Source organism: Nisaea sediminum (assembly GCF_014904705.1).
In the GTDB taxonomy this organism is placed as follows: domain Bacteria; phylum Pseudomonadota; class Alphaproteobacteria; order Thalassobaculales; family Thalassobaculaceae; genus Nisaea; species Nisaea sediminum.
In genome coordinates, this window is sequence record NZ_JACZCQ010000009.1 from 175,918 (window position 1) to 200,205 (window position 24,288).

20 protein-coding genes and 1 riboswitch are annotated in these 24,288 nt (G+C 58.3%); of the genes, 6 read left to right on the forward strand and 14 right to left on the reverse strand.

The genetic code is table 11. The annotated features are described in order from the left end of the window. Positions 1-171: 171 nt before the first annotated feature. Positions 172-1,032 (reverse strand): SDR family NAD(P)-dependent oxidoreductase, encoded by an 861-nt coding sequence (locus IG122_RS18805; RefSeq protein WP_226893738.1) that lies wholly within the window; start codon positions 1,030-1,032, stop codon positions 172-174. A 384-nt stretch (positions 1,033-1,416) separates the two neighbouring features. On the opposite strand from IG122_RS18805, the gene IG122_RS18810 reads away from it, so the two are divergent. From IG122_RS18810 to IG122_RS18825, 4 genes are all read left to right on the forward strand, one after another. After that, complete coding sequence (locus tag IG122_RS18810) at positions 1,417-2,628, forward strand: tyrosine-type recombinase/integrase (protein WP_193187383.1); 1,212 nt, start codon at positions 1,417-1,419, stop codon at positions 2,626-2,628. Between the two features lie 44 nt (positions 2,629-2,672). Further along, the gene (locus IG122_RS18815; protein ID WP_193187386.1) at positions 2,673-3,188 is read left to right on the forward strand and encodes a hypothetical protein; all 516 of its coding nucleotides are present in this window, start codon (positions 2,673-2,675) and stop codon (positions 3,186-3,188) included. 119 nt (positions 3,189-3,307) lie between these two features. Then, entirely contained in the window at positions 3,308-3,481 is a 174-nt protein-coding gene (locus tag IG122_RS24565) for a helix-turn-helix domain-containing protein (RefSeq protein ID WP_226893754.1), read from the forward strand. A 164-nt stretch (positions 3,482-3,645) separates the two neighbouring features. Continuing rightward, positions 3,646-6,270, forward strand: coding sequence for an AAA family ATPase (locus IG122_RS18825; RefSeq protein ID WP_193187390.1), 2,625 nt, complete (start codon positions 3,646-3,648; stop codon positions 6,268-6,270). Between the two features lie 91 nt (positions 6,271-6,361). Here the strand turns inward: IG122_RS18825 and IG122_RS18830 are convergent, their stop codons facing one another. The 9 genes from IG122_RS18830 to IG122_RS18870 form a co-directional block, all read right to left on the reverse strand. After that, positions 6,362-7,420, reverse strand: coding sequence for a PDDEXK family nuclease (locus IG122_RS18830; RefSeq protein WP_193187392.1), 1,059 nt, complete (start codon positions 7,418-7,420; stop codon positions 6,362-6,364). Between the two features lie 4 nt (positions 7,421-7,424). Continuing rightward, entirely contained in the window at positions 7,425-8,483 is a 1,059-nt protein-coding gene (locus IG122_RS18835; protein ID WP_193187394.1) for a DUF4917 family protein, read from the reverse strand. 13 nt (positions 8,484-8,496) lie between these two features. After that, positions 8,497-9,696: a restriction endonuclease subunit S gene (locus IG122_RS18840; RefSeq protein ID WP_193187396.1), complete on the reverse strand. Its 1,200-nt coding sequence runs from the start codon at positions 9,694-9,696 to the stop codon at positions 8,497-8,499. After that, positions 9,693-10,310, reverse strand: coding sequence for a hypothetical protein (locus tag IG122_RS18845; RefSeq protein ID WP_193187398.1), 618 nt, complete (start codon positions 10,308-10,310; stop codon positions 9,693-9,695). The genes IG122_RS18840 and IG122_RS18845 overlap by 4 nt, the downstream gene beginning before the upstream one ends. Further along, positions 10,307-11,857, reverse strand: a complete 1,551-nt coding sequence (locus IG122_RS18850; protein WP_193187401.1) for a type I restriction-modification system subunit M — start codon at positions 11,855-11,857, stop codon at positions 10,307-10,309. The genes IG122_RS18845 and IG122_RS18850 overlap by 4 nt, the downstream gene beginning before the upstream one ends. Before the next feature lies 1 nt (position 11,858). Continuing rightward, positions 11,859-15,173, reverse strand: coding sequence for a DEAD/DEAH box helicase family protein (locus IG122_RS18855; protein ID WP_226893739.1), 3,315 nt, complete (start codon positions 15,171-15,173; stop codon positions 11,859-11,861). Positions 15,174-15,926: 753 nt separating this feature from the next. Further along, on the reverse strand, positions 15,927-16,820 hold the full coding sequence (locus IG122_RS18860) for a LysR family transcriptional regulator (RefSeq protein WP_193187442.1): 894 nt from the start codon (positions 16,818-16,820) through the stop codon (positions 15,927-15,929). Positions 16,821-16,962: 142 nt separating this feature from the next. Then, a complete protein-coding gene (gene trxB / locus IG122_RS18865) occupies positions 16,963-17,931 on the reverse strand; it encodes a thioredoxin-disulfide reductase (protein ID WP_193187405.1) in 969 nt (322 codons plus the stop codon). A gap of 98 nt (positions 17,932-18,029) precedes the next feature. Next, positions 18,030-18,443, reverse strand: a complete 414-nt coding sequence (locus IG122_RS18870; RefSeq protein WP_193187407.1) for a GFA family protein — start codon at positions 18,441-18,443, stop codon at positions 18,030-18,032. Positions 18,444-18,556: 113 nt separating this feature from the next. Between IG122_RS18870 and IG122_RS18875 the strand changes: the two genes are divergently transcribed. Next, positions 18,557-19,360 carry a class I SAM-dependent methyltransferase gene (locus IG122_RS18875; protein ID WP_193187409.1) on the forward strand — a complete coding sequence of 268 codons (804 nt, stop codon included), beginning with the start codon at positions 18,557-18,559 and terminating at the stop codon, positions 19,358-19,360. A gap of 6 nt (positions 19,361-19,366) precedes the next feature. Here IG122_RS18875 and IG122_RS18880 read toward each other — a convergent pair whose 3' ends face one another. The 4 genes from IG122_RS18880 to IG122_RS18895 form a co-directional block, all read right to left on the reverse strand. Continuing rightward, a complete protein-coding gene (locus IG122_RS18880; protein ID WP_193187412.1) occupies positions 19,367-19,912 on the reverse strand; it encodes a PAS domain-containing protein in 546 nt (181 codons plus the stop codon). A 113-nt stretch (positions 19,913-20,025) separates the two neighbouring features. After that, positions 20,026-20,715 carry a class I SAM-dependent methyltransferase gene (locus IG122_RS18885; RefSeq protein WP_193187415.1) on the reverse strand — a complete coding sequence of 230 codons (690 nt, stop codon included), beginning with the start codon at positions 20,713-20,715 and terminating at the stop codon, positions 20,026-20,028. Between the two features lie 40 nt (positions 20,716-20,755). Then, positions 20,756-21,769: a protein-methionine-sulfoxide reductase catalytic subunit MsrP gene (gene msrP / locus IG122_RS18890; protein WP_193187417.1), complete on the reverse strand. Its 1,014-nt coding sequence runs from the start codon at positions 21,767-21,769 to the stop codon at positions 20,756-20,758. Between the two features lie 109 nt (positions 21,770-21,878). Further along, positions 21,879-22,361, reverse strand: coding sequence for a 6,7-dimethyl-8-ribityllumazine synthase (locus tag IG122_RS18895; RefSeq protein ID WP_193187419.1), 483 nt, complete (start codon positions 22,359-22,361; stop codon positions 21,879-21,881). An 86-nt stretch (positions 22,362-22,447) separates the two neighbouring features. Beyond that, a riboswitch (FMN riboswitch) is annotated at positions 22,448-22,605 on the reverse strand. A gap of 114 nt (positions 22,606-22,719) precedes the next feature. Between IG122_RS18895 and IG122_RS18900 the strand changes: the two genes are divergently transcribed. Next, positions 22,720-24,072 carry an ABC1 kinase family protein gene (locus IG122_RS18900; RefSeq protein ID WP_193187421.1) on the forward strand — a complete coding sequence of 451 codons (1,353 nt, stop codon included), beginning with the start codon at positions 22,720-22,722 and terminating at the stop codon, positions 24,070-24,072. Positions 24,073-24,288 lie beyond the last annotated feature (216 nt).

The following is a 24,288-nucleotide window of genomic DNA, read 5'->3' on the forward strand; positions in this document are numbered from 1 at the left end:
CTCCGCGCTCATCCTGGCAGCAGGCGACCCTAAGGGGTCACTTCCGCGAGTAGCAAAGGCACCGTCTCTTGGTTTTGCGGATCATTTTGCTCAGTCATGCATCGCTTTGAGGCCCGAGATGGTGTTGCTGATCGGTCCCCACAGTCGCATACGCAGATTCTTAAGACGGTCTCATAGCCCCTGACCGGGGCCTTTCCCCGGTTCCTCGCCAGGCCACAGTCTGGTTGCGGCCGCGAGGTCGGGCCAGCCGATGGGCGCGCCGGCCTCGCGGGCAGCCTCGCGCTCCGGAAGCGAGGTGTTCCAGAACCCCGCGATATAGCGCTTGCCCGTGATGCCGTCGGAGTCCGGGCTGGCCAGCCATGCCGCCGGCGGTCCCATGACGGACGGCTTGAGCATCTTCTCCCTCGGAATGCCGGCATCGGGATGGATGAAAGCGGTATCGGTTGGGCCTCCCGGAACCAGGACATTCACCGTCACGCCGGTGTCCTTGAGTTCAGCCGCCCATACGGCCGAGCTTGCCTCCAGTGCGGCTTTCAGCGGGCCGTATGGGAGGACACGCATCATGGTGATGAAGCTGGTCGTATTGTTGATGACCCGGCCCCAGCCTCGCTCGACCATGGCGGGGACGGTGGCGCGGATCATGTGGACCGCCCCCATGAAGTTGATGCGGTAGAAGCGGTCCATCAGATCGGGCGTCAGTTCCGTGATTGTCGGAAGGTTGGTTTCCGCATCGCCGCGAAAGCTGCTGACGCTGATGCCGGCATTGTTGAAGAGGATGTCGACGCTGCCGAAGCGGTCAACCGTATCCCTGACGGCGCGCACACAGTCCGCTTCCTTGGAGACATCGTGCGCGAGCGCGATGGCGGATCCGTCTCCGTGCGCCTTGTTAAGGTTCTGCGCCACCTTTTCGGCAGCTGCGAGATCGATGTCTGTCACCGCGATCCTGACGCCGCGCGCCGCAACGGCGCTCGCCATGGCAGCTCCTATCCCGCCTCCGCCGCCGGTTACCATGGCTACCCTGGACTGAATCATTGATCTTTCTCCACAGCGCTCGGAACACAGGGTCGACTGTATCGAAATTCTTGCCGGACATGCGCGCAGAAATCAGTCGGACCCCCCCCTGATCTGGCAGAGCGGCGAAGATTATAGGGGCTGGGGAGGATCCGAAGCCGTACCCGGAAAGAAAAAATGCCGGGAACCGTTAGGTTCCCGGCAAGTTGAACAGGGAGGCTTCACGTCTGGGAGACGTAGGGTGTAGCTTCTCATGAAATCTCATGATTTCTCAGGCGTCATAATTAATTCATAAAAATCAATTAATTATTATATTTCTTCGTTTCATGTGATTGCATAACAGGTCATGTTCGCTCATCATTCTGTGGACCAGAAATGGACCAGATCTTTGCCGATGGAGCACGCATGGCAACCACCGACACCGTTTATCGGAGTGCGAAACCTCGCGCCGATCTATACGAGATCCAAGACAGCGAGGTTCGCGGGTTGGCATTGCGCGTGCATCCAACCGGCTCGAAATCGTGGTCCACGCGTTTATCAATTAGGGGCGCAGGCAGGGTCAGGCGGGATCTTGGTGCTTATCCGTCCATAGGCGTCGCACAGGCCCGGCGGATCGCGGAAGATTGGCGGAACCAAGCTCGGCGTGGGATAGACCCGCGAGATGAGTTCATCCGACCTTCAAAGCTGACACTCAAAGCTGCGGCAGATCTTTGGCTGTCGGCAAGCACCAACCGGTCAGCTGATCAATGCCGGCGTCGTCTCGAACTCCACGTACTGGGTTTTGAGAAGATCGGTGATCTTGATGTCCGAGATATCGAGCAACGTCATGTGGCTCGGCTGCTCACGCATCTGAAGACAAAGAAGCGGCTCACTGCTGAGGTCAACCGCGTCCGAAGCACCCTCAGCGCCCTCTATTCGTGGTTGGTCACACAAGGAGAGGTGCAGGAGAACCCAGTGGCGCGGACGGCGAGGGTTGAAGAAACCAGCATCCGGAAAGCGAAGGAAGGCAACTCCAGGGTGCTGAACGTTACCGAGATAGTGAGGATCTGGCGTTCCGCCGAGCAGTTGCAGCCCATTCCACGAGCGCTCATCCGGCTGCTCATACTTGTACCGCTTCGTCGACAGGAATGGACGGAGGTCAATCGCGCCGAGGTGATCGAAATAGACGGGTACACATGTTTGTCGCTTCCGGCTTCCCGGATGAAGGGGAGGCGCCCACATCTGGTGCCATTACCTCAGCAGGCCGTTGAGATCTTGGAGGCGATGCCACAGCTGGGGGACATGATTTTCTCGACCGATGGAGTGAGGCCATACGCTGGATGGCGATCTGCCGCCAAGGCGGCCCGTGTCTCAGCGGAACTTGATGAGCCGTGGTGCGTGCACGATCTGCGTCGGGGTGTCGCCACAGGCATGGGGGAGCTTGGCATTCCGGAAAACGTCATTGCCAGAATACTTGCTCATTCGCCAATGAGGTTGATGGGGGTGACCGCCGTGTATGATCGCTCTCAACGCCTGAGGGAGCTTAGCAATGCTCTGAACCGGTGGGCCGTATTCATCGAGCAGGAAGTGCTCGGGCGCCGAAACGTGGTGTCGCTTCCGTTGGGGCAGATCCAATGAGCGGGTCGCGGAGGAAGCGGCTCAAAATCATCCCGGAAGATCTAATGACGATTGAAGGAACCGTTGAGGGCGGTGATCACGAAGCTCATTGCGTGATGCTGCTCTTGGGGCTTCGCGCCAAAGGCTATGAGGTCGAACTACCTCGTCACGCCTTGGATGTTCTCGGGAACGCATTCTCCGGAGCCGTTGAAGCCATCCTTGAAGGTAGAAATTCGCGAGATGTCTCTGATGCTCTTGCGAAAGGTCTTGGGGTGGTCGGCTCCAGCGGTCCGAGTGACCTACAATATTTTTCAGAGCATTGGAGATCACATCTCCGAGTAGAAGCGATAGCCTACTATCGGGCTAAGCAAGGTTTATCCATCCGGGAAGCGGCGATCCGAGCCTCCGACGATTGGCCGGAGCTTGGTGGCGCCGATGTCATTCGCAAGGCTTGGGAGGGCCGAGCGAAGTCGTGGACGGATGCAAATGGCCAAGTGCACAAATCTCCTCTCGTCGGCGAGCGCTGGGCAGAGAATGGTCATGGACGGGAATTGATCGAACGGTTCTCAAAGCGAATATAGCCCCAAATCCTGCGATGATTTGTAGGGCGAGTTGCGGTCGTTTGAGCGGCTATTCGTTCTCCTGCGACGAGATGATCGTCGTTGACATGTAGAGGAGATCAACGATGAGCCGTGAGCTAATGAGTGTCCAAGAGGTTTGCGACGTAGCTGGGATTAGCTGTGCAACCCTTTATCGAAGGATCGCCGCTGGCGAACTCCGCGCTGTGAAATGTGGCCGGCGGACGTTTTTTAGAGCGGTCGATTTTCAGGATTGGGTCGAGAGCTTTCCTGCGATCGAACCCCGTGCTGCCTGACAATCAAAAATAAAAGCGGGGCTCTTCCCAGCCCCGCTTATCACTCCCGAACAACGCCGCGCAACGCCCGCGACATCGTCACCAACACATCTGCCACCCTACATGGCAGTCATTAAAAAGTCAACTATTTGAGTGCGTTATGCGGCCTCATATGAGGTCGAGATATGTCTGACAAGAGAAGCGCGGAAGCGCAAACTGAACTCTCCGCGATGGGGCAAGCGGCCCTTGAATATGCAGCTCGTGGTTATTTTGTCCTGCCGTGCAGAGCGGACAAATCCTGTTTGTTGCCGGCTGTCGAAGGCGGAAATGGGGGGCACCATTTGGCGTCCCGCGATCCTGACGTCATTGAGGCATGGTGGCGGAAGTGGCCGAATGCGAACATTGGCCTAAACCTGAAAAAGTCAGGCCTCGCGGCAATCGATGTGGATGCTTACAAGCCCGAATGCGCCTGGCACGCCTTCGTTCAATTTCGGGAGTTGCCGGATACCTGGGAACAGTCGACCCCGCGTGGGGGCAGACACTTCATTTTCAAGGACGGAGGCCAGTCGTTCAGAGGAAGCCTTTGCAAAGGCGTCGACATCAAACACGACGGATACATTCTTTTGGAGCCGTCAGAGTTTCGAGACGAGATCACAGGCGAGCTCATCGGCAAATACGTTTGCCAAAAAGACGACGAGCCGGCACCGGTTCCTGACTGGGTTCCCCGCAATACCGACGCGTCATTCGAGCCTTCCCATGGCGAAGCGCCCGATGGCTGGGATGAGATCGATGCGGACGGCCTGATGCAAGCGCTGCCCTCTGAATTGAAATCATTGATCTGCGACGGGCAAACTGGAGATCGATCAAAAGACTTCATGCACGCCGTAGGCTGGCTCAAGGAGCTCCACATTGCGGTGGAAGAGGTCTTCGCCATCATGTCCAACCATCCGTCTGGTCCGGCTGAAAAGTACCTTGAGGGCCGAGCCGACCTTTGGCGTGAGGTCCAGCGGGCATATTCGAAGTGCAAAAGCCCGTGCGCGTCGGCGCAGACCGCGTCCTCTTCGGAGAGTGGGACAGAAAAGACGGCATTCGGATGGCGAAAAGCCTCGGAAATTGACCCGGTGCTTGATCAGCATGCCCTCATCGAAGACGTCATCCCCCGTCAAGGTGTTGTGACGGTTTATGGCCAGTCAGGGCATGGCAAGACGTTCGCCGTTATAGATCTAGCCGGCCACATTGCGGCGGGAGTTCCGTGGCGTGGGAAAGACGTTGAGCAAGCGGCGGTAGCGTACGTGTCTTCCGAAGGCGGCAGGGCAACAGGCAATCGCTTCCGTGCGTGGTGTAGTCGATACGGTATCTCAGACCTACCGCTCTACCAGACCGATGCGACACTTGATCTGAGGAGCTCGGAAGCTGACGTCGTTGCTCTAATCGATGAACTGCGATTGTTGGGCGAGAAAATCGGGCATCCAATTGGACTGTTGGTACTGGACACGCTCTCGAGGAACTTCGGGGGCGGTGATGAGAATTCCAGCAGCGATATGACCAAGTTCATTAAAAATATGGATCGTGTCCGCGAAGCGATTGGATGTACGGTCCTGGCCGTCCATCACAGCGGTAAGGACCAGGCCAGAGGTGCACGCGGCCACTCATCCCTGAGAGCCGCTGCTGACGCCGAGATTGAGATCACTTCCTCTAACGGAAGCAGAAAGATCGAAGTAACCAAGAGCCGCGACGGCGAAACCGGAATTGCTTTTGGATTTCGTCTGGACGTCGTCGTCATGGGTAGGAACAGGAAGGGAAAAGACGTCACGACATGTGTGGCGGTCCCTGCAGACTTCGTGCAATGCGCAAGTGGGAAGCCGCGTGGTAAAGCCGATCCAGTGCTCTTGGAAGTGCTCTCGGAGATGATGGCCGAAAAAATAGCTGACGAAAATAGTGCGCCGCTGGGCGCCAACATCCCGGTTTCTTACAAAGAGTGGCGCAATCGCTGCCTTGCTTCTCCGCGAATTGCAGATGGAGATAACGCAGCGACGAGACGTAAGGCTTTTTTGCGCGCCCGAGATGCTCTTGCTGAAGTTGGTCAAATCGCGTTCGACCAAGAGGTCGATGCGGTTTGGGAGCCGAAGATGCCCTCAACGCTCCCGAATTCTGGGACAAGCGAGACAAGTCGCGTATCTGTCGTGTCGCGTCCCGCAGAGACCTTACGAGACAGACAAGACACCCCCCCTTTAGGGGGGTGTTGTCTGTCGCGTTCTGCCGCTTCAAATATCGATGTGCGCTATTTTGCATGGGCACGTAGTTCTGCATTCAATATGACCCGTCTTTGTGTCACGGCAGATGCTTACGCAATTGCGCCTAAGGCGCGCAAAGTGGCTCGACCAGCCAAATTGGCCTCTAACGCGGACTACTGTTTGGGCGTGAATGCAAAAAGTCCGAGCAGCCCCAAACCAATTCCAGAGGCGAGTGCGCCGTACGCCAAAGTCAGGCATAAGAGCCTTGCTCTTGAGAACCTTTTTTGGGCCAACCGACCCTCTTCAATTGGGTATTCGTCAACAACAGTCGACGCAAGGCGAAGCCCTGCCTTGTGGAGGCGACCCCATTCTAGGGATGAGACCCCCACAGTCGCGGCAGCACCTAGCACAAAGCAGCATGCAGCCAGGAACACGGTCAAAGGGAGCTCATTCTGCTGTGCGATGAGTGTCCCACTCAAAGTGAGCGTAGATAGCAACCCGCCGCTATTCGCGAACATCGCCACTCTACGCAGGCGCTCAGCTACCTCATCGATCTCAGGGCGGACCTTGTCATAGGCCTGCTCTATCTGCTCTTCGATGCTCTCGCTTGGATCATAAGGGTTAATCACGTGGCTGCCTCATTTGCCGCTAGTGAAGCAGATCCTCTTTACTCATCCGCATCAACGCTACCAAATTCGGTGGCTAAGAAATCGAGGGTCGCCGGATGGGTTAGCTTGCAGACGACATTCTGGTTGGCAAATACGCCAGAGAATGTCTTTGCATCGGCAATTGGGACAGTCTTCTTCCATTCGACGCCGACTACATAATCGGCAATTTCAGGGTCGTCCGGGTCGTGGAGGATATTCGGTTGCCGAAGGTGCACTTCGCTGAGTGATCGACCGTCCGACAGCACGAAGTCTTTGGCCATGACGGAGGGGCTTCTTACTATGCCGAAGCCAACGTAGCCTTGCCCTTTCTGATAAACGTAAACTGGATCGCCGGCGCTAAGTTGTTCTAAGCGCTGGGAGTAGAAACGACCGTAGCCTGCGGCGATGAAGCCAAACTGCCGCATGTCTTCCCACCAGCGGACGTTGGTGTCATCGCCGGCGTTGACGTAATAGTATCCTGTCCAGGGCGCCTTCTTTTTGCTCTCGGAGCGTTCGACAACCTGCTGCTGGTCCATCAGCCAATCTGTGGCGAGAAGCTGCTGGCCGTTCTCTTCGAATATCGTGAAGAAGGCGGTGTTGATTGCCACACCGTGCACGTTGGCGAGGTACTTCACGATACGCTCGGACGATGCATCGAACTCGCTGGCGACGATGACCATGTTGTGGTTGCCGTTCAGGGTTTCCGGCAAGGAGGTTTCGAACCGCTCTTTGAAGGCATCCGTCAGGGACCCATTGAGCTTTCTATTCGCGATCTCGTGCACGTCTTTCGTCGTCAGCCCGGCAACCCAGCTCGCGTAGTCGAGTACCTGTGCAATGACTTCGCGCGGCGTTCTGTCCCGCTTCAGCTCGATGATCGAGAGGTCACCTTCGCGGTCGATGGCGAGAATATCAATCCGTCCGCCGTTCTCGATGGTTACTTCCCGGCCAATCACGAGAACGTCCAGGCCTACAATGCTGGGATCTTTCGCGACCCAGCCTTGCAACATGGCTTCATTGGCCAATGACGAACGCTTGACCGGGACGAGACCGCTACCATCGATCTTGTAGAGAGTTGTCATAGAGCTAACCCCAAATTTGCGCGCTTTCTGCGTCAAAGAAAACGACATCAAGCGACTTTCGGCCTCTGGTTCGCGTTTGACGGTTCGTATTCATCTGCTGCGCGCGTGCGATCACCTGTTGGTTTTCGGGCGTATTCGGATCGCCATAGATGCTGACGAACAGGCGCGCAATTTTGCCGTCTTCGATCACTCTCCAAATGTGCGTGTCATTGTCGGCAAGCGAGTGCCCATAGATATACAGGCTTCCGTAGACGCTCTCTAAGCTTCGCAGACCTTTGTGCAGGTAAGCGCTGTGCGTGATCTTGGTGAGCTTTGAGGTGCTGTCGCCTTCCGATACGAACAACGGATATCGATTGGCATCAAGCGCAGCGCGAACTTGATCGATAATGGGGCGATCCGTTCGTGACCAAGTGTATTTCTGGAGTTCGTGCCCTGCATCAAACAGATGGAGGGCACCATGCAGAAAATGGACTGTTGCTTTTTGGCTTTCCTGCCAAGTCACATACTCCGCAAAATCGTCTCCATCATCATCGTCCGGCGCGCGAAAACCGTCGTCACACATGTAGCCGAGATCATCCATTTCTTCGTCGTCGTGCATCATTGTCCAGTAAAGCAGGACATCGTAATTCAGCGTGTAGATGTGGCCGTTGTTCTCGGCAAACTGGTTCAAAAATGCACGGCAATTTGCGTACTGTTCATCTTCGATATCGTAGGGACGGTCTGGGTGCCGACCGGCAATCGCATCGACAAGGATTGTCTTGATCGCTTCAGCGTCTTTTGCGAGAGCGTCAACCAGTTCGGGTGGTAGTCCCTCGTAGGCCGGAAGCACCTTTGAGGTATCTAGCAGTGCTTTGATAACTGTCTCGAAGTCCCGTGTTTGAAGTAGGTCGAAAACCTCACGAAGGTGCGGAGCATCATCGAAATTAGCGTCTTCAAACAATGCGTTATAGGAGAAAATGTCAGGCTTCAGGGCGATGCTGAAACCGTTTCCGAGAAGGAGATGTTTCTTCCCGGTGCCTGCCGCCATCGCTTCTACGAAAGATATGATCGATGGAGTAGTCATCGCGATGCTTCTTTTAATGCAGTAGATTTTGGGAGAGAGCGTTGGCTAGGTTGACGCAGTATTTTTCATTCTCAGTTAGCCGTTTTTTCGTTTTTCTCACCGCCTGCTTGATCCGAACCCAATCTTGCTGTTGCGACCGTGGTGGAACGGCAATCGGCACGGATCGGATGTCGTCGAAGTTCAAACCCGATTTCACACCCGATCGATCCAGTCGCTTGAACTCGTGCTGTGGCCCTCTACTAGACAACGCACTAGCCAAAAACTCTGGCTCAATGGAACTTGTTCTGAGAAGCGCCAGGTGCTGGTTGATGTATGCGTCTCCGATGTCATCTGGAACAACAGCAACTCTGCCTAGGTCTGCGGTTATGCTGAGCAACACGTCCCCAGGCTGTACCCGTGTTCTATTAGCTTCGGCAGTGTTTGGGGGAATTACGTGAGCTAGGTCATTTTCATCGAACGCATCGGAACGGACGTTCTGAATTCTAATGAAACTACTGCCTTCAGAGACATAGTACTTCGCCCACCCTCGTGAACCGCTTGTTAAAAAATCAAGATGATCTCCAAGTGGAGCCATAGGTAATTGAGCGGAGTTATTAAGAGTATCGCCAAACATCTCCAAGAAGACGGAGCGCAGGAAGGCATTGGAGTGAGCGAGGGCTTGGTCGTATTTGCGTCGAATGGCGTCGGCCTTGTCGAGGATGGCAGCGATAAGCCGCTGCTCCTCTAGTGGCGGGAGGGGGATTTCGAAAGATCTAACCACTTTGTCGGTAACCGCAGGGTAGTTCGCCCCAGTGGAATTCCTGACGAGGTATTCCACAAAACCCGGCGTCTTCGTAACCTGAAATAGGTAACTCGGAAGAAGAGCGTTCTGTTTAGCTCGGAGCACAGAGAAACCTGTGGACCCTATGCTCCCAGTAAGCTCGCCTGGAACCATGGCGACGCCATTCAGGTTTGGTCGAACTGTAGATACGATTACGTCCTGTGCTTGCAGTACCTGTCGTGCTCGGCTTGGTGCGTCTTGACTTGCAACAGTTGGAACATCCGCTATTTGCTTTACATCCTTGTCGACCGATGAGATGTCCACGTACCTGAATGACTTCTGGTTTCGCTGACGTTTTGGGTCTTGTTTCTTGATCGGCGCGGTGATCTCCCCTAGCGCAACCCTTGGCCATTCGCGACCGACTAGGTCTCGTATCTTCGTCACAGCGCTCATTGCGCCACCTTTTTTGGTCGCTGCGGGTAACTATCTCTGTGATCTTTGTGCCACCAAAACATCCACTGATCGACCTGTTGCGGCTTCCAGTGCAGCTCTTTAGCTAAGCTTCTCAACTTGGCGATGTAATCGGACCAATTATAGGGAGAAAGGTTAACGCCGTAGATTTTTTGGAGCGCGACGCTTCCATCGTCCTCAAGTTTCCGTTCTAACAATCCGGCCCCATTCATGACTTGCCAGGTGCGGAAATCGATAACCCCCCATTTCTTAGGTTCTCGCCACGCAAGGATCGCTGACGCTGTTGGCACGGATACCCCGCGCAATGCAGTTAGGATCGAGATACGGATGGTTTCACTTTTCACGGTCGTCGTGTTGAATGCGAGCCTGACGGCTTCTGCGACCAAGTCGGCGTCGTTGTCGCGAACCAAAGCGGCTCGTCGAGGGCTTTTGACCTCGGCGATCCGTTTGATCAGCTTCTGATCGATTTCAGTGTGGGAACTGAGGTTGGCCAGATCAGACATCAGTTCCTTAACTTCTTTTCCTTTCTTGTTCCTTTCGCGGGGCCTTTTTCGCATCGCGGTAATCAACTCATCGCGGGAATTTATCTCGTTCATTCCGCTGCCTCGACCCGATCCACCCCGGCGTCTTTGAGCATGACTTCCAACTCGTTGAGGTCGCCCAAAATCTCGGCTTCCAGCGTCTTCATTTTGGCCAGTATCTGCATCGGAGGCTCGTACTCCTGAGCCTCGTGGACCACTTCCTTGTAGCGGCTGACTGATAAATCAAACTTCTTCTCACGGATTTCCCCAACAGGAACCCAGAAGCCTTTTTTGGTGCGATCGTTGTGATCGACGTTAGCCGCATTCCTCTCCCGCCAGCGGTCCAGTGCATCGGGCAAATCGTTCGCGTTCACCTTGTTGCGCTTGTCATCGAGCGAGAGGCCGTCCGCCTCCACTTCGTAGAACCAGACCCGGTCCGTGCGTCCGCCCTTGGTGAAAACGAGGATGGCTGTAGAGACGCCTGCATAGGGCTTGAATACACCGGAGGGAAGCGAGATCACCCCTTCCAGCTGGTTCTCGTCGACAAGCTTCTGGCGCAGGCCCTGATGAGCCTTGGAGGAGCCGAACAGGACGCCGTCCGGAACGACAGCCGCCGACCGTCCGCCCAACTTCAACATACGTATGATCAGAGCGACGAACAGCAGCTCGGTCTTCTTAGTTTTCACTGTGGCTGTGAGAGAGCGATGCACATCCTCCTCGTCAAGTGATCCCTTGAACGGCGGGTTGGCGAGGATGATGTCGAACGCATCACGTGCCCGTTTCGGGAACCGTTCAGTGAAGCCGGTTGCGAGCGTGTCTTGATAGTGAATGTCTGGTGCATCGACGCCATGCAGGAGCAGGTTCATTGCCGCGATACGGAGCATGGTGGTGTCAAAATCGAAACCGTGGAACATGTGCCGGCGGACGTGATCGAGATAGGGCTCCAGCTTGTCGCCACTATAGGATTTCGCGCCTGTTTCGGGGTCGACAAACACCTGATCCGGAGATGTGTAGGTCTCCCAAAGATACTGAGCTACGCCGACGAGGAACCCACCGGTGCCACAGGCGGGGTCGCCCACGGTTTCCGTCGGCTTTGGCTCCAGCATGTCCACCATAAAGCGGATGATGTGGCGCGGCGTGCGGAACTGGCCATTAATCCCGGCAGTTGTCAGCTTGCTGAGTAGATACTCATAGAGATCACCTTTGCTGTCATCGTCCTCCAGTGGGAGTGCATCCACCATGCCAATAGCGGAAACGAGCAGGCTCTCTTTCTGGATCAGCAGTTGGGCGTCTTTCATGTACTCGGCATAGACCGCGCCATCCATGGCAACGGTGCGGAAGTGAGGAAACACTTCATCTCGAACCAGCGGGAGCATTTGCGTCGAACGCAGATCCTTGAACTTGGACCAGCGAAGGTGTTGCTGGTCGTCATTGAACAGAAAATCCTGATCCTTGCCGGTGCGCATCTGGATGCGTTCCAGCTTCTGCTCCCGCAGGTCCAGCATGCGGGCAAACATCAGGAATGTGATCTGTTCGATAACGGTCAGCGGGTTGGTGATGCCGCCCGTCCAAAACTCCTCCCAGAGCTTATCGATTTGGCTGCGCAGTTTCCCCGTGATCATTTTATGCCCCTTGGTCCTCAGCTGGGTGATGAGGTGTTTTTGGCTGGAACGATCGTACGATGTCCAGCAAGTCGTCGATCTGACTGTCTTCAGAGAACACACCGTCGGGACCATCCGGATCGACGCGCGTGAACGGTTGGTCGTATAGCCGCTCGATCTCGACCACGCCGTATTGGGCAATGTGGTTCTGCAGCATCCCAAGGAAACGCGTCTGTTTCGCGGTCAGGGCTGGATACCGTTGTGCGAAATCCGTGAAACGCGAGCGGACCGCGTTCTGATCCATGCCGATGATGGTTCTCAAAATATGGTCCAAAGGCAATGCGAGGTCGGCATAAAAATCAGCGAGTACGGAAAGATCGACATCCGGATGCTGCGTCAGAACCAAAGATGTAAGGGCTGTAAGGTCCTGTTCCGTGACAGGTTCGCCTCGCCGTATTTTCTTTAGAGTGGCGTCGGTTTCAAACAGCTCTGCCAGTGCGTGTTCGACCCGCTGCTTGTAGACGGCCATGTCGATGGTTTTTATCCGGGCAAGGCGCTGTTGGCGTGCGGCCTCTGTGTCTTCCACATCAATGACGCGGGGCGGCACCGGGGGGGGCATTGTGCTCTTGTCGCGGAACTGCATTATGCCGCGCAATTCGAGCCGTGCTTCCTCAAGAGTTTCGGTTGTCACATTGGTCCAGAATTCTGGTTTCCGGATTGCACGAATGGTCTCTGCCTTCTCCTTCACCTGATTGAGGTTGAACTGGAGGCCGTTGACTTGGTTCAACAGCTCATCCTTGAGGTCTTGGAAGGATGCAGCGCCCGTTAGATGTGCTGTCTGAAGCTGAGTGACCAACAGGTCGAACCGATAGGCGTCGGCGAGCCCTCTTATGTTGACCCACTTCATGAGTGGGGCAATGTCGTTTCGGATCGCGGCAACCAGTGTCGGTGCAAAGCCTTCGATGGCACCGGATTGCAATGCAGTCTGGCGGATCTCCCATTTTTCGCGAACTGGGATGGTCTCATCCGGTAGCGCGACGATATCGGCGCGGATGATTTTTGCGATCCATTCAAATGTCTCGGGTTGCGCAGCATTTAGGGCTGCATCGGCTAGATCCAAGCGTGCTTCGAACACTTGTTGAAGAAGAGGGCGCCCCTGGCTCGGCTCGGCTTCGGGCCTGTTTTGCTCGAAGAACTCGAAGTTCTGCCAGTGATCGAATATCCGAAAGACGGTCTTGTGCTTCCCAGGTCCAAACAAGTCCGGACAGAGGCGCGTGCCCCGTCCGATCATCTGCCAGAATTTGACCTTCGATTTTATCGGTTTCGCAAATACCAGATTGACGATCTCCGGCACGTCGATGCCCGTGTCCAACATATCCACGGATATGGCTATCGTCAGATTGGGGTTCGTTCCCTCACCTTTGAAATCATCGATCAATTGCTCGGCGCGAGGGTCGTAATTGTCGATGACCTGACAGAAATTTCCACCGAACTGCGGATACATCTCGTCGAATAGACCTTGCAGCAGGATCGCGTGCCGATGGCTGCGCGCGAAGATGACCGACTTTCCAACCCTCTGGCCCGTTGCATCTTGGATGCCGTGCTCCATCAGGTTCCGGATCACCATACGATTGGTATCTTTGTTGAAGATCTGGGCATCGACCTGCGGTGCGTCGTAATCGAGGCTCTGCGCGTTTTCCCCGTCTTCCTCAAGCCTCTTCTTCTGTTCGTCTGATAGTTGGTTGTATTTGATCCCCTGGCGCAGGAATTTGGTCGTGTACTCGTACACCTCGTAAGGAACCAGAAAGCTCTCTTCGACCGCACGCTCCAAAGGGTAATGGGCCGTCGGATCTTGGTCCTGGCAGCCGAACAGGCCGTAAGTGTTCCGAGAGACGAACTCAACGGGAGTGGCGGTCAAGCCGACCTGATTGGCATCGAAATAACGGAACAGATCACCATACACATTATAGACGCTGCGGTGGCTCTCATCGGCGATGATCAGGTCGAAATAGCCGACGTCGTAACTGCGGAAAACCTGCATCATGGCCGGGTATGTCGCGATGTGGATGCGTGCAGCATCGTTTCGTGACTTCTTTCCCTCGACCATAGTGATCGGTTCGTCGAGATATTCTGCAAATGCGTTCTTGGCTTGTTTTCGCAGTTCGCGGCGGTCACAGAGGAATAGAACCCGGCGAACCCACTTCGCGCGGATGAGTAGTTCGGCAAGGGCGACTGCCACACGGGTCTTGCCTGTGCCCGTGGCCTGTACGATCAAGGCCTTTCGTTTCTGCTTTGATAGGGTCTCTGTGACGCGCTTGATGGTTTCTATCTGATAAAGCCGCCCAGCGATGGCAGCGTCGGGCGAAAGCTTCGCGAGACCCTCCTTGTTATCCCTCTGGAACCCAACCAGGTACTCCAGGCTGTCCTTCGAGTAGAAGCCGAACAACTTGCGCGGGGGGTACCCCCCGGCATCGTCCCACATCCAGATGTCGTAGCCGTTCGTGTAGAAGATGACCGGGCGCTGAAGATGGGATTTCTCAAGCGCATCGGCGTACAGCTTGGCTTGATGACGTCCTTTATCAGGGTCAACAGCCGTCTTCTTCGCTTCGACCACGGCTAGGGGCCGTCCATTGTCGCCCCAGAGCACGTAATCCACGTAACCGATGCCGCTATCCGTGGGCTGGCCAGTGACTTCTTCTTCTTGCGTGACATCGCCAGTGTCAGCGCCATCAACGCCCACATCCCAACCAGCGCCGACGAGAGCAGTGTCAATAAGCCTAGTCCTCGTCTCTGCCTCAGAGAAGGAGAGCTGGTCGGCCGTGGCTTGGCCTTTCTTCTGGATCGCCTCCAATTCGACGACCTTGAGTTTTGCCTCTTCATACTCGGCTTTGAGTTGGTCGTGCTTGGCAACGATCTTCTCAAGCTCCGAGTTGCGCACATCCAATTCTTCCTGAACCGCCTTGGTATCTGCGGGAGGTGTAGGGGCGATGTAAGTGGGCAGTTCCTCTTTCTTCACTTGGAGGAAGTTCATCGCCATCCAGGCGGAGAGCAACGCTGCTTCCTTCACTAGCCACAATGCGGTGTTGGAGGCGACGGTTTCTCCATGGGCACCAGCGTTTCCGTGCTTACGCAATGCGTGGAGTTTTTCGCGTACGCCTGTCGGAATGGCTTTCTCGAAGCTCGGGTGGGCCAGCAGGTCTGCGAAGCTGCGGGAATAGGGGCGATCCAACTTAAGTCCCAGGTATAGCGCACCCGTGAATTGTTCCCCGAAGGTGCGCAGTTTGACCAAAGAGCTTGCCGGATCGCTGTACGCATATTGCTCCGCGAAGCCACCCAAGCTGGCCAGCTCCGGATATCGATCTCTCAGATATTCGAAATTTAGAGACTGCACGAGGAGGGCCCGGATCGAGTTTGAATAAGCCTCTAGAGAGGCGGTTGCTCAGGTTTGAGCAACCTATTCTTGTACGTTCAAATAGGCGATGGCAATGGATCGTCCGAACCGACGCTAGATCTTTTATTCAGCTAGCAGACTTCAGCGATTGGTCCTCCGAAACCCATAAACTGTGATGTCGCTCCATCGTGTACAGAGGTTTCAGAAGTGCTCGCCGCCTCAGAGGGGCAGGGGGAGGTGGCCATTGCCGGGATCGCGTCGGCGGGGTCGGGGGTGCCCCCGCCCCCCCTGGGGTGAAAGCTTGTTCTCGGCAGGGCAGCGAAGATGAGTGTGGACCAGAAGTGGACCAGATTGCGCCATCCCGAAAGAAAAAATGCCGGGAACCGTTAGGTTCCCGGCAAGTTGAACAGGGAGGCTTCACGTCTGGGAGACGTAGGACCCCGAAGGGCCCTCTACTTCAGGCGGGGGCCTGAAGGGAAGATGCTGCAAAGCAGCACCGTGATCTTCTCCTAAATATGTCTATAAGAGGTTAACGACCATGCATTTTTGTTCAGTTCGGATATGCAAAAAACGCATGACCGTTTTCCCATGAAAGTCAAATTTACGAAACAAAACGAGATTCCGATTCGAATCCCGATTCACAGATAGGCATTAAAAACGGCAGGCGCAACCTATGTTGTTTTAGACTTTTTCTAAAAATCAAAACTGCGTTTTGGCGACTTCCTGGATCAGGAAATCCCGCAGCACGGTGATCCGCTTCGAATGCCGGAGCTCCTCCGGATAGACGAAATAGGCGGGTACCTGCGGTCCTTCGACGTCCGGCATAACCCGCACCAGGCTGCTGTCTTCCTTGGCCAGGTAATCGGGGATCGCCGCGATCCCGACCCCACCCTGTACGGCGCGCAGGATGGCGTAATAGTTGTTCACCGCGAAGGTGTTCATATGCACGCGCCGGTTCCCGCCCGTAGCCAGGTCCCGAAGCCAGTTGACGTTCGGAAACGGTGGATGCGGTGTGTCGCCGAACAGTACAAGCCGATGATTTTGCAGATCTTCCGCCGTCTGCGGCACGCCCGCCTGTTTCAGGTAGGACGGAGAGGCATAGAGGTGCAGCTTGATGTTCTTGATATGGCGCTGGATCAGGTCCGGCTGCCGCGGCGGGCTGAGCCGGATGGCGACGTCGGCCTGCCGCATGCCAAGGTCGAGCTCGCCGTCGTCGATGATCAGATTGACCGTGATCTCGGGATAGAGTTCGAGAAAACGGCCGATGCGCGAGGCGAGCCAGGTCGAGCCGAAGGCGACCGGCGTGGTGATCTTGAGCGGACCGCGCGGCAGTTCCTTGCCTTCCGAGAGGCTGGCTTCCGCAGCTGCGAGCTTGGCGAAGACTTCGCGTGCAGTGCGGTAGAGCGTTTCGCCCTGTTCGGTCAGGATCAGGCCGCGCGCGTGGCGGTGAAACAGCGCGACCTTGAGAGAGTCTTCGAGCTGGCTGATCTGTCGGCTGACGGCAGACTGGCTGAGATTGAGGGTCTCACCCGCATGGGTAAAGCTGCCTGCCTCGGCGACAGCGTGAAAGACCCGGAGTTTGTCCCAGTCCATGGCCATTTTGAACCGATCTCGCCTTCTCGCTCATAGTTCCAGCGTTCAGTCTAGGCCAGGCGAGGGGCATGGGCCAGCAGAACACGGGTCAAAAAGCAGTTTAATCGAAGAGGGTTATCGGATCGTTACCGAACCCGCCCCGCTATTCCGCCGCTTCGGCGGCGGCATCTTCAAGTGCGGCGAGGTATTTTTCCGCCTCCAGCGCCGCCATGCAGCCCATCCCCGCCGCGGTCACGGCCTGGCGATAAACCTTGTCGACGCAGTCGCCAGCGGCGAAGATTCCGGGGATCGAGGTGCGAGGACTACCGGGCCTGGTCAGGAGGTAGCCCTCGTCGTCGGCCTCCAGGGCCTCGACGAACGGCTTTGTCGCCGGATCGTGCCCGATGGCGACGAAAAAGCCGGTCGCCTTGATCTCGCTTGTCTCGCCGGTCTTGATGTTCTTGATTCGAGCGCCTTCTACGCCGGCCATCGGTCCGTCGCCGCCGAGGACCTCCTCGACGACACTGTCCCAGATCACCTCGATCTTCTCGTGCCGGAACAGCCGCTCCTGCATGATCTTCTCGGCGCGGAGCGTGTCGCGGCGGTGTACCAGCGTCACCTTGGAGGCGATGTTGGCGAGATAGAGCGCTTCCTCGACCGCGGTATTACCGCCACCGACCACGATCACGTCTTGCCCACGGAAGAAGAAACCGTCGCAGGTGGCGCAGGCGGAGACGCCACGTCCGCTATAGGTCTGCTCGCTCTCGAGCCCGAGCCAGCGGGCCTGCGCACCGGTGGCGATGATCACCGCGTCGGCGACGAAGCTGTCGCCGCTATCCATTTTCAGGGTGTAGGGCTTCTTCGAGAAATCGACCGCGGTGACCAGATCGTAGACGATCCGCGCGCCGACATGCTCGGCCTGCTTCTGCATCTGCTCCATGAGCCAGGGCCCCTGGATGACGTCCGCGAAGCCCGGATAGTTCTCGACCTCGGAAGTGATCGTCATCTGTCCGCCCGGCTGCAGCCCCGCAAGCACGACCGGCTTGAGATTGGCGCGCGCTGTATAGATGGCGGCGGTGAGTCCGGCGGCGCCGGAGCCGATGATGACGATTTTCTCGCGATGTTCGGTCATGGGGCAGTGCAGTCCTGTTGTCTGGAGTTCTTGGGCCGGCGGTGGTGACCTCTTCCGAACATAAGCAACCGCCGGGAAGCGAACAAGCGGCGCGGCGCCTATTCCTCGTAACTTCCCTCATGTTTCGGCAGACCGTCGTCGCAGACCACCCAGGGCAAGCGTTCCTCCCAATGGACGTGGCACTCCGGCGACACGACCTCCGGGTGCTCGAGTGTGGCGGCGTAGAAGTGGATCTCGTCCGGATACTTGTCCGCGCGAAAAGCGATCGGAGTGCCGCAGGCGGTGCAGAACAGCCGCTCCACACCGGGCGAGGAGCGGTAGATGCCGGGAGCGGCGCCGGTAAGGCTGGCGTCGGTCCGCGCAACGCCGACAAAGGTGGTATAGGGCGAGCCGGTCTGCCGCCGGCAGCTCTCGCAATGGCAATGGCAGGTCCACCTCACCGGGCCGGCGATCGCGTAGCGGGTTTGCCCGCAGAGGCACCGGCCGCGTTGGGTTTCCGATGGTTCGGTCATGGTTCCGCTCCTTCGCGTGTCCGGGAGGGCCGTCCCGGGCTGCTTGACAGTCTCCCGTTGCGCCTGCATGTGTCACGGCGATCCGAGCTCACCTCAGGAACGGGACATTGTCGATGCCTGATTGGCCTGCCTGGCTGACGACCCTGCTGATCGCGACCAATCTTCTGTCGCTGGTTGCACTCTATTTCATCACCCGGCGCATGTTGAAGCTGCGGCGGCAGAAAAAGCGGGCCTTCGCATTTTCCGACTATCCGATCCGCAAGGTGAAGCTGGAAGAGGTCGCGCCCTGCTTCGCGATGACGGCCTACGGTCCGAGCCCCGACTCCGAGGTGCGCTTCATCGGCGGCGAGGGCGTGGTGGCCTCGCTGTCGGACCGGGAATCCTGGGTTATGGCGGCGCTGGCCAAGGGGGCGAAGCGGATCTTCGAGTTCGGCACCTGCACCGGCAAGACCGCGCATGTCTTCGCCCTGAACGCGGTGCCTGATGCGGAGATCCATACCCTGACGCTGCACCCGGACGATCTCGCCGCACTGGAATTCGGCCTCGGCGACGACAAGCATCACCGCGATGTCGCTGCAGAGGAATCCTCGTTCGACACGTTCTTCTATAACGGCCAGCCGACGGAGAAGAACATCCGGCAGATCTTCTCCGACAGCAAAGCCTATGACGAGAGCGATCTGCGCGGGAAAGTCGATCTGGTCTTCGTCGATGGCGCGCATACGCGGACCTATGTCGAAAGCGACACCCGTAAGGCCCTGAACATGTTGACCGAGGAAGGGGTCATTCTCTGGCACGACTACAAGCCCGACGCGCCGGATGTGTTTGCCTTCCTGAACGATCTCTCGAAACAGTTGCCTCTGGTGCATATCGCCGAGACGGATCTCGTCATGTACCGCCGGACGGCTGCCGGCCGGTAAGCGCGTTCAGAGGAAGTCGCTGCAGGGAAACTGCATGACGACCTCGGAGACGTTCACGCTCTTGTCGTCGGTCAGGTAATCGAGATTATAGAGACTGATCCCCAGAACCACGTCGGTCTTGCCGTCTTCCGACGACATGGGGAGCAGCAAGCGCTCGGCGTGCCAGGCATCGAGGGAGGACAGCCGTTCCTCGACCGCGCCGTACTGGACAAGCGGAACCCCGGTGATGCTGTCCCAGCGCTCCCTGACGACGGGATAGTCCTCCTCGCCGATGATGTTCCGGAGTGTGCGGCCCTTGATTCCCTTGCCCCAGGCATCGTTGACACTTTCGCCCGCGAGGTTGCAGACATAGTCGCCCGCCTCCTCTTCGAAGCGATAGATCCACATATATCGCAAAAGGGACGGCACGCTGAGCGGCGAGAAGGTCTTGCGGCGTGCGACAAGAGCGTCGCCACGCGCCGCGAGCCAGGCTGCGAAAAAATCGAAAATTCTTCCGTCCGCCTGGGGGATTCGCTTCTTCAGCTCCGAGATCGCTTTGGCGTCAGAGGGCATCAACTGGTTCACGCACACGTCTACTATGGGAATCGATTATAGCGACGAGAGTGTTTACCAAGCGTTAGCCGGAACGATCAAATTGCCGGTCGGGCCGACCGGGCGGCGCTCCGTCATATTTTGGCCCCGGAGACCACCGCGAAGCACCATTGCTTGTAGTCGCAGCGGACATCTTCGTAACCGTCGTCGGAGAGGTTCTGCATGATCGTGCCGAGGGTCGGCGGGCGGCCCTCGCGGTGCAGTTCGATGGCTTCGTCGATCTCGCCTTCGAGGGCGCCGAGATGGAGCGCGTCCCGGCGCCAGGCGGCGAGATGCCTGTCCTCGACCCAGTCCGTTTCGCCCCGCACCTGATCGGCATTGATGAACATGCCGCCACCCCGGCGCAGCCCGGCATAGCTGGCGGAGAGCAGGGTCCGTATCGATTTCGGATTGAGATGGTGGATCGAAAGCTCAGCGATGACGACATCATAGGGGCCGTCATAGGTCATGTGCACGTAGTCGCCGGTGGTCACGGTGACGCGAGGGCCGTAAGGCTCGAGCCTGCCGCGCACATTCGCAACGACGGCTTCGGAGAAATCGACCAGGGTCAGCTCGGCGGTACTGTCGGCTGCGAGGATGCGCTCTGCCAGCAGCCCGGTTCCCGGACCGAGATCGAGGACGCGCAGGGGACTGTCGCCCTTCGGCTCCGGCAGCAGGTCGATGATGGTGCGGTGAATGGAGTCGCGATAGGGAACGAGTTTCCCCCGCCCCGTATCGGCATCCCTCACCACACTGTGGAACGTGTCTTCGGTCGGTCCGCTCAAGGCTTGGCTCCCCACGGCCAGTCTGTCCCGGACTCCCGACCTACATGAAGAGACGCTCGCCCTCCAGCCCTTTGTAGAGACCGGCCACCTGCTCCGCGTAGCCGTTATAGAGCAGGGTGGGGATCTTGGTGCCGCCGCCGAGGGGTCGTTCGGAGGCCTGGCTCCAGCGCGGATGCGGCACTTCCGGGTTCACGTTGGCCCAGAAACCGTACTCGCTTGCCTGCAGCGATTCCCAGTAGGAGACCGGGCGCTCGGAAGTGAAGGTGAAGCGGGTGATCGATTTGACGGACTTGAAGCCGTATTTCCACGGCACGGCGAGGCGCAGCGGCGCGCCGTTCTGCCGCGGCATCGGCTTGCCGTAAATCCCGGTCGCGATGAAGGCGAGGTCGTTCATCGCCTCCTCGATGGTCAGGCCCTCGGTATAGGGCCAGGGGTACCAATGCTGCTTCTGTCCGCGCGCCATCTCCGGATCCATGAAAGTCTCCATGCGGACATACTTCGCCGAAGCGAGCGGTTCCGCGAGCTTGACCAGCGCGGACAGCGGGAACCCGCTCCACGGCACGACCATCGACCAGGTCTCGACGCAGCGATGGCGGTAGACCCGCTCCTCCAGCGGCATCTGGTCGAGCAGGTCGTCGATGTCGATGGTCCTGGTCTTCGTGACCTCTCCGTCGAGAGTGACGGTCCAGGGCCGGATCTTCAGGTCCTGCGCTGCGCGAGAGATGTCCTTGTGGCTGCCGAACTCGTAGAAATTGTTGTAGCTGGTGGCAAGATCCTCCGCCGTCAGAGGATAGTTCTTGCCTGCATCGGCGTAGGCCGGGTTGCGCTTCACCGGATAGAGATGCGCGGACGGATCCGGCGGGAGTGCGGCGATCATGCTCGCCGGATCGCCGTCTGCGGTCGCTTCCTCGCCGCAGCCGGTCAGCGCCGCCGCCGAAAGCACCATCGGCCCGGCGGCGATGCCCTTCAGCAGGGCCCGTCGGTTGTGGAACACCGACTCCGGCGTTGCCGCACTTTCCGGCAGCTCCCAGCCTTTCCATCGTTTCAACAGCATCGCGCATCCTCCGGCCGCAAATATCCAGACGACAGACATAGGCCAGCATTCCGGACACGGCCAGTCACGTGCGGGTGAGAGCCGTGTCCGGAGATGCCGGGACCGAACGTCAGGCGGCGAGTTTCTCCTCGAGATCGAGAACCTCGAGGCAGGCATGCGCCGCCTCGCGCCCCTTGGCTTCCATATGAGCCCGGAAGAAGCCGATATGGTCGTCCGTGCCGTGGAAATGGTGCGGCGTCAGGACCACGGAGAGCACCGGCACCCCGCTGTCGAGCTGGACGCGCATCAGCCCGTCGATCACCGCGGAGGCGACGAAATCGTGCCGGTAGATCCCGCCATCGACGACGAAAGCGGTGGCCACGATGGCGTCATAGTCGGGCCGTGCGGCGAGTCTCTGGGCCATCAGCGGGATCTCGAACGCGCCGGGCACCTCGAAATAGTCGACGCGGTCGCCGCCGAAGCCGCGTTCGGCGAACTCGGCGGCAAAGCCGGACCGGGCCTGGCTGGTCATGTCATGGTGCCAGCGGGCCTGGACGAAGGCGATGCGGCCGCCGACCGGGCCTGTGGTGGGTTTGATATCTTTCTGTGTCATCGGTTCCAACTCCTTGTCAAACAAAAGGAATCGAGGCCGAGTTCGAACACGGAGATGCACGCCGAGCCGAGGGCGTGGCGCTTCCATGCCGTTCTCTTTCATCCGGACTTTCACCGTCGGCTTCGGAATCTCACCGAATCTGCTGACCCCGGCCTTGCCGGGCGCTCGCGGGCTTCATGGAAGAGCCGGGTGGCTCTCTCATGTCACCGCCGGTGGGGACTTTCACCCCGCCCCGAGAACTTTGCCGCCAACCATTCGGCGACACTTCAAACCTAGGGATCCGGCCGGCGCGATACAATTGCGAAATGGGATCGGATTGCCTCTGGCATCGGCGCTTGGGTGCCCTATCTTCAGCGCCATGAAAGACATCGAACGCAATTCCCTCGGCGGCCGCGTGAAGCGCTACGCCCGGGTCACGGGCGCGGTCGGCGGGCTTGCCGCCCGGGTCGCGGGCGAGCGCTATCTCGGGCTCAGCCTCGACAAGGGAGCCCATGCGGCGGAGCTGCGCGAAGCGCTCGGCGGCCTCAAGGGCCCGCTGATGAAGGTGGCGCAGATCCTCGCCACCATCCCGGACGCGCTGCCGAAGGAATATACCAACGAGCTGGTGCAGCTGCAGGCCGACGCCCCAAGCATGGGCTGGCTTTTCGTGAAGCGCCGAATGAGTCGGGAGCTCGGCGCCGGCTGGCAGCGGAAGTTCGCAAGTTTCGAGCACGAGGCCGCGGCCGCCGCGTCGCTCGGCCAGGTGCACCGGGCGACGGACCACGAGGGCAACGCGCTTGCGGTGAAGCTGCAATATCCGGACATGGCCTCGGCGGTGGAGGCGGATCTCCGCCAGCTCCGGCTGATCTTCTCGATCTATGCCCGCTACGACAAGGCGATCCATACCGACGAGATCTACAAGGAACTCTCCGCCCGCCTGCGCGAGGAGCTCGACTACGAGCGCGAGGCGAAGCACATGGCGCTCTACCGCCTGATGCTGAAGGACGAGGCGCACGTCCACGTCCCGGAGGCGGTGGAGGCGCTGACGACGCCGCGGCTGCTGACGATGAACTGGCTCGCCGGTTCCAAGCTGCTCGACTTCATCGCCGCGCATGAGGACCAGGAGACGCGCAACCGGGTCGCGCTCAACATGTTCCGCGCCTGGTACGTGCCCTTCTACGAATACGGCGTGATCCACGGCGACCCGCATCTCGGGAACTATTCGGTGCGCGACGACGGCAGCATCAACCTGCTCGATTTCGGCTGCATCCGCGTCTTCCCGCCGAGCTTTGTCAAGGGCGTGATCGACCTCTACAACGCGCTCTCGACCGACGACGAGGCGCTGGCCGTGCAGGCCTACGAAAGCTGGGGCTTCGAGGGGCTCGACAAGGAGACGATCGGGGTCCTCAACATGTGGGCGCGCTTCATCTATGCCCCGCTGATGGAGGACAAGGCCCGCCGCATCCAGGAGACGAACACCGGGATGTACGGGCGCGAGGTGGCGGAGAAGGTCCATGTCGAGCTTCGCCGCCTGCAGGGTGTGAAGCCGCCGCGCGAATTCGTCCTGATGGACCGCGCCGCGATCGGCCTCGGCTCGGTCTTCCTGCATCTGAAGGCGGAAGTGAACTGGTACCGCCTGTTCCACGACCTGATCGCGGGGTTCGACGTGGATGTGCTGGCGAAGCGGCAGGCTCAGGCGCTGGAAGAGGCGCGGGTTCCGGCGGCGGAGTGAGCGTTTTGGACAAGACAGAATGGTTCACCGGAAATAGAATCTGGTGCCATGCGGAATGCACCACGACCACTTTGCGAATGGTTTGAGCTGAGCAATGTTTCCGCGCGGGCGGCCCGCGCGGCGCCGGTGGCGGGGGAGGTGACCGGCCTCGCGGTGCACACGCCCCGCGGGTATGTGGAGGCGGGGAGGGGGGTGGGGCGCGTCGTGCCGGGAGAG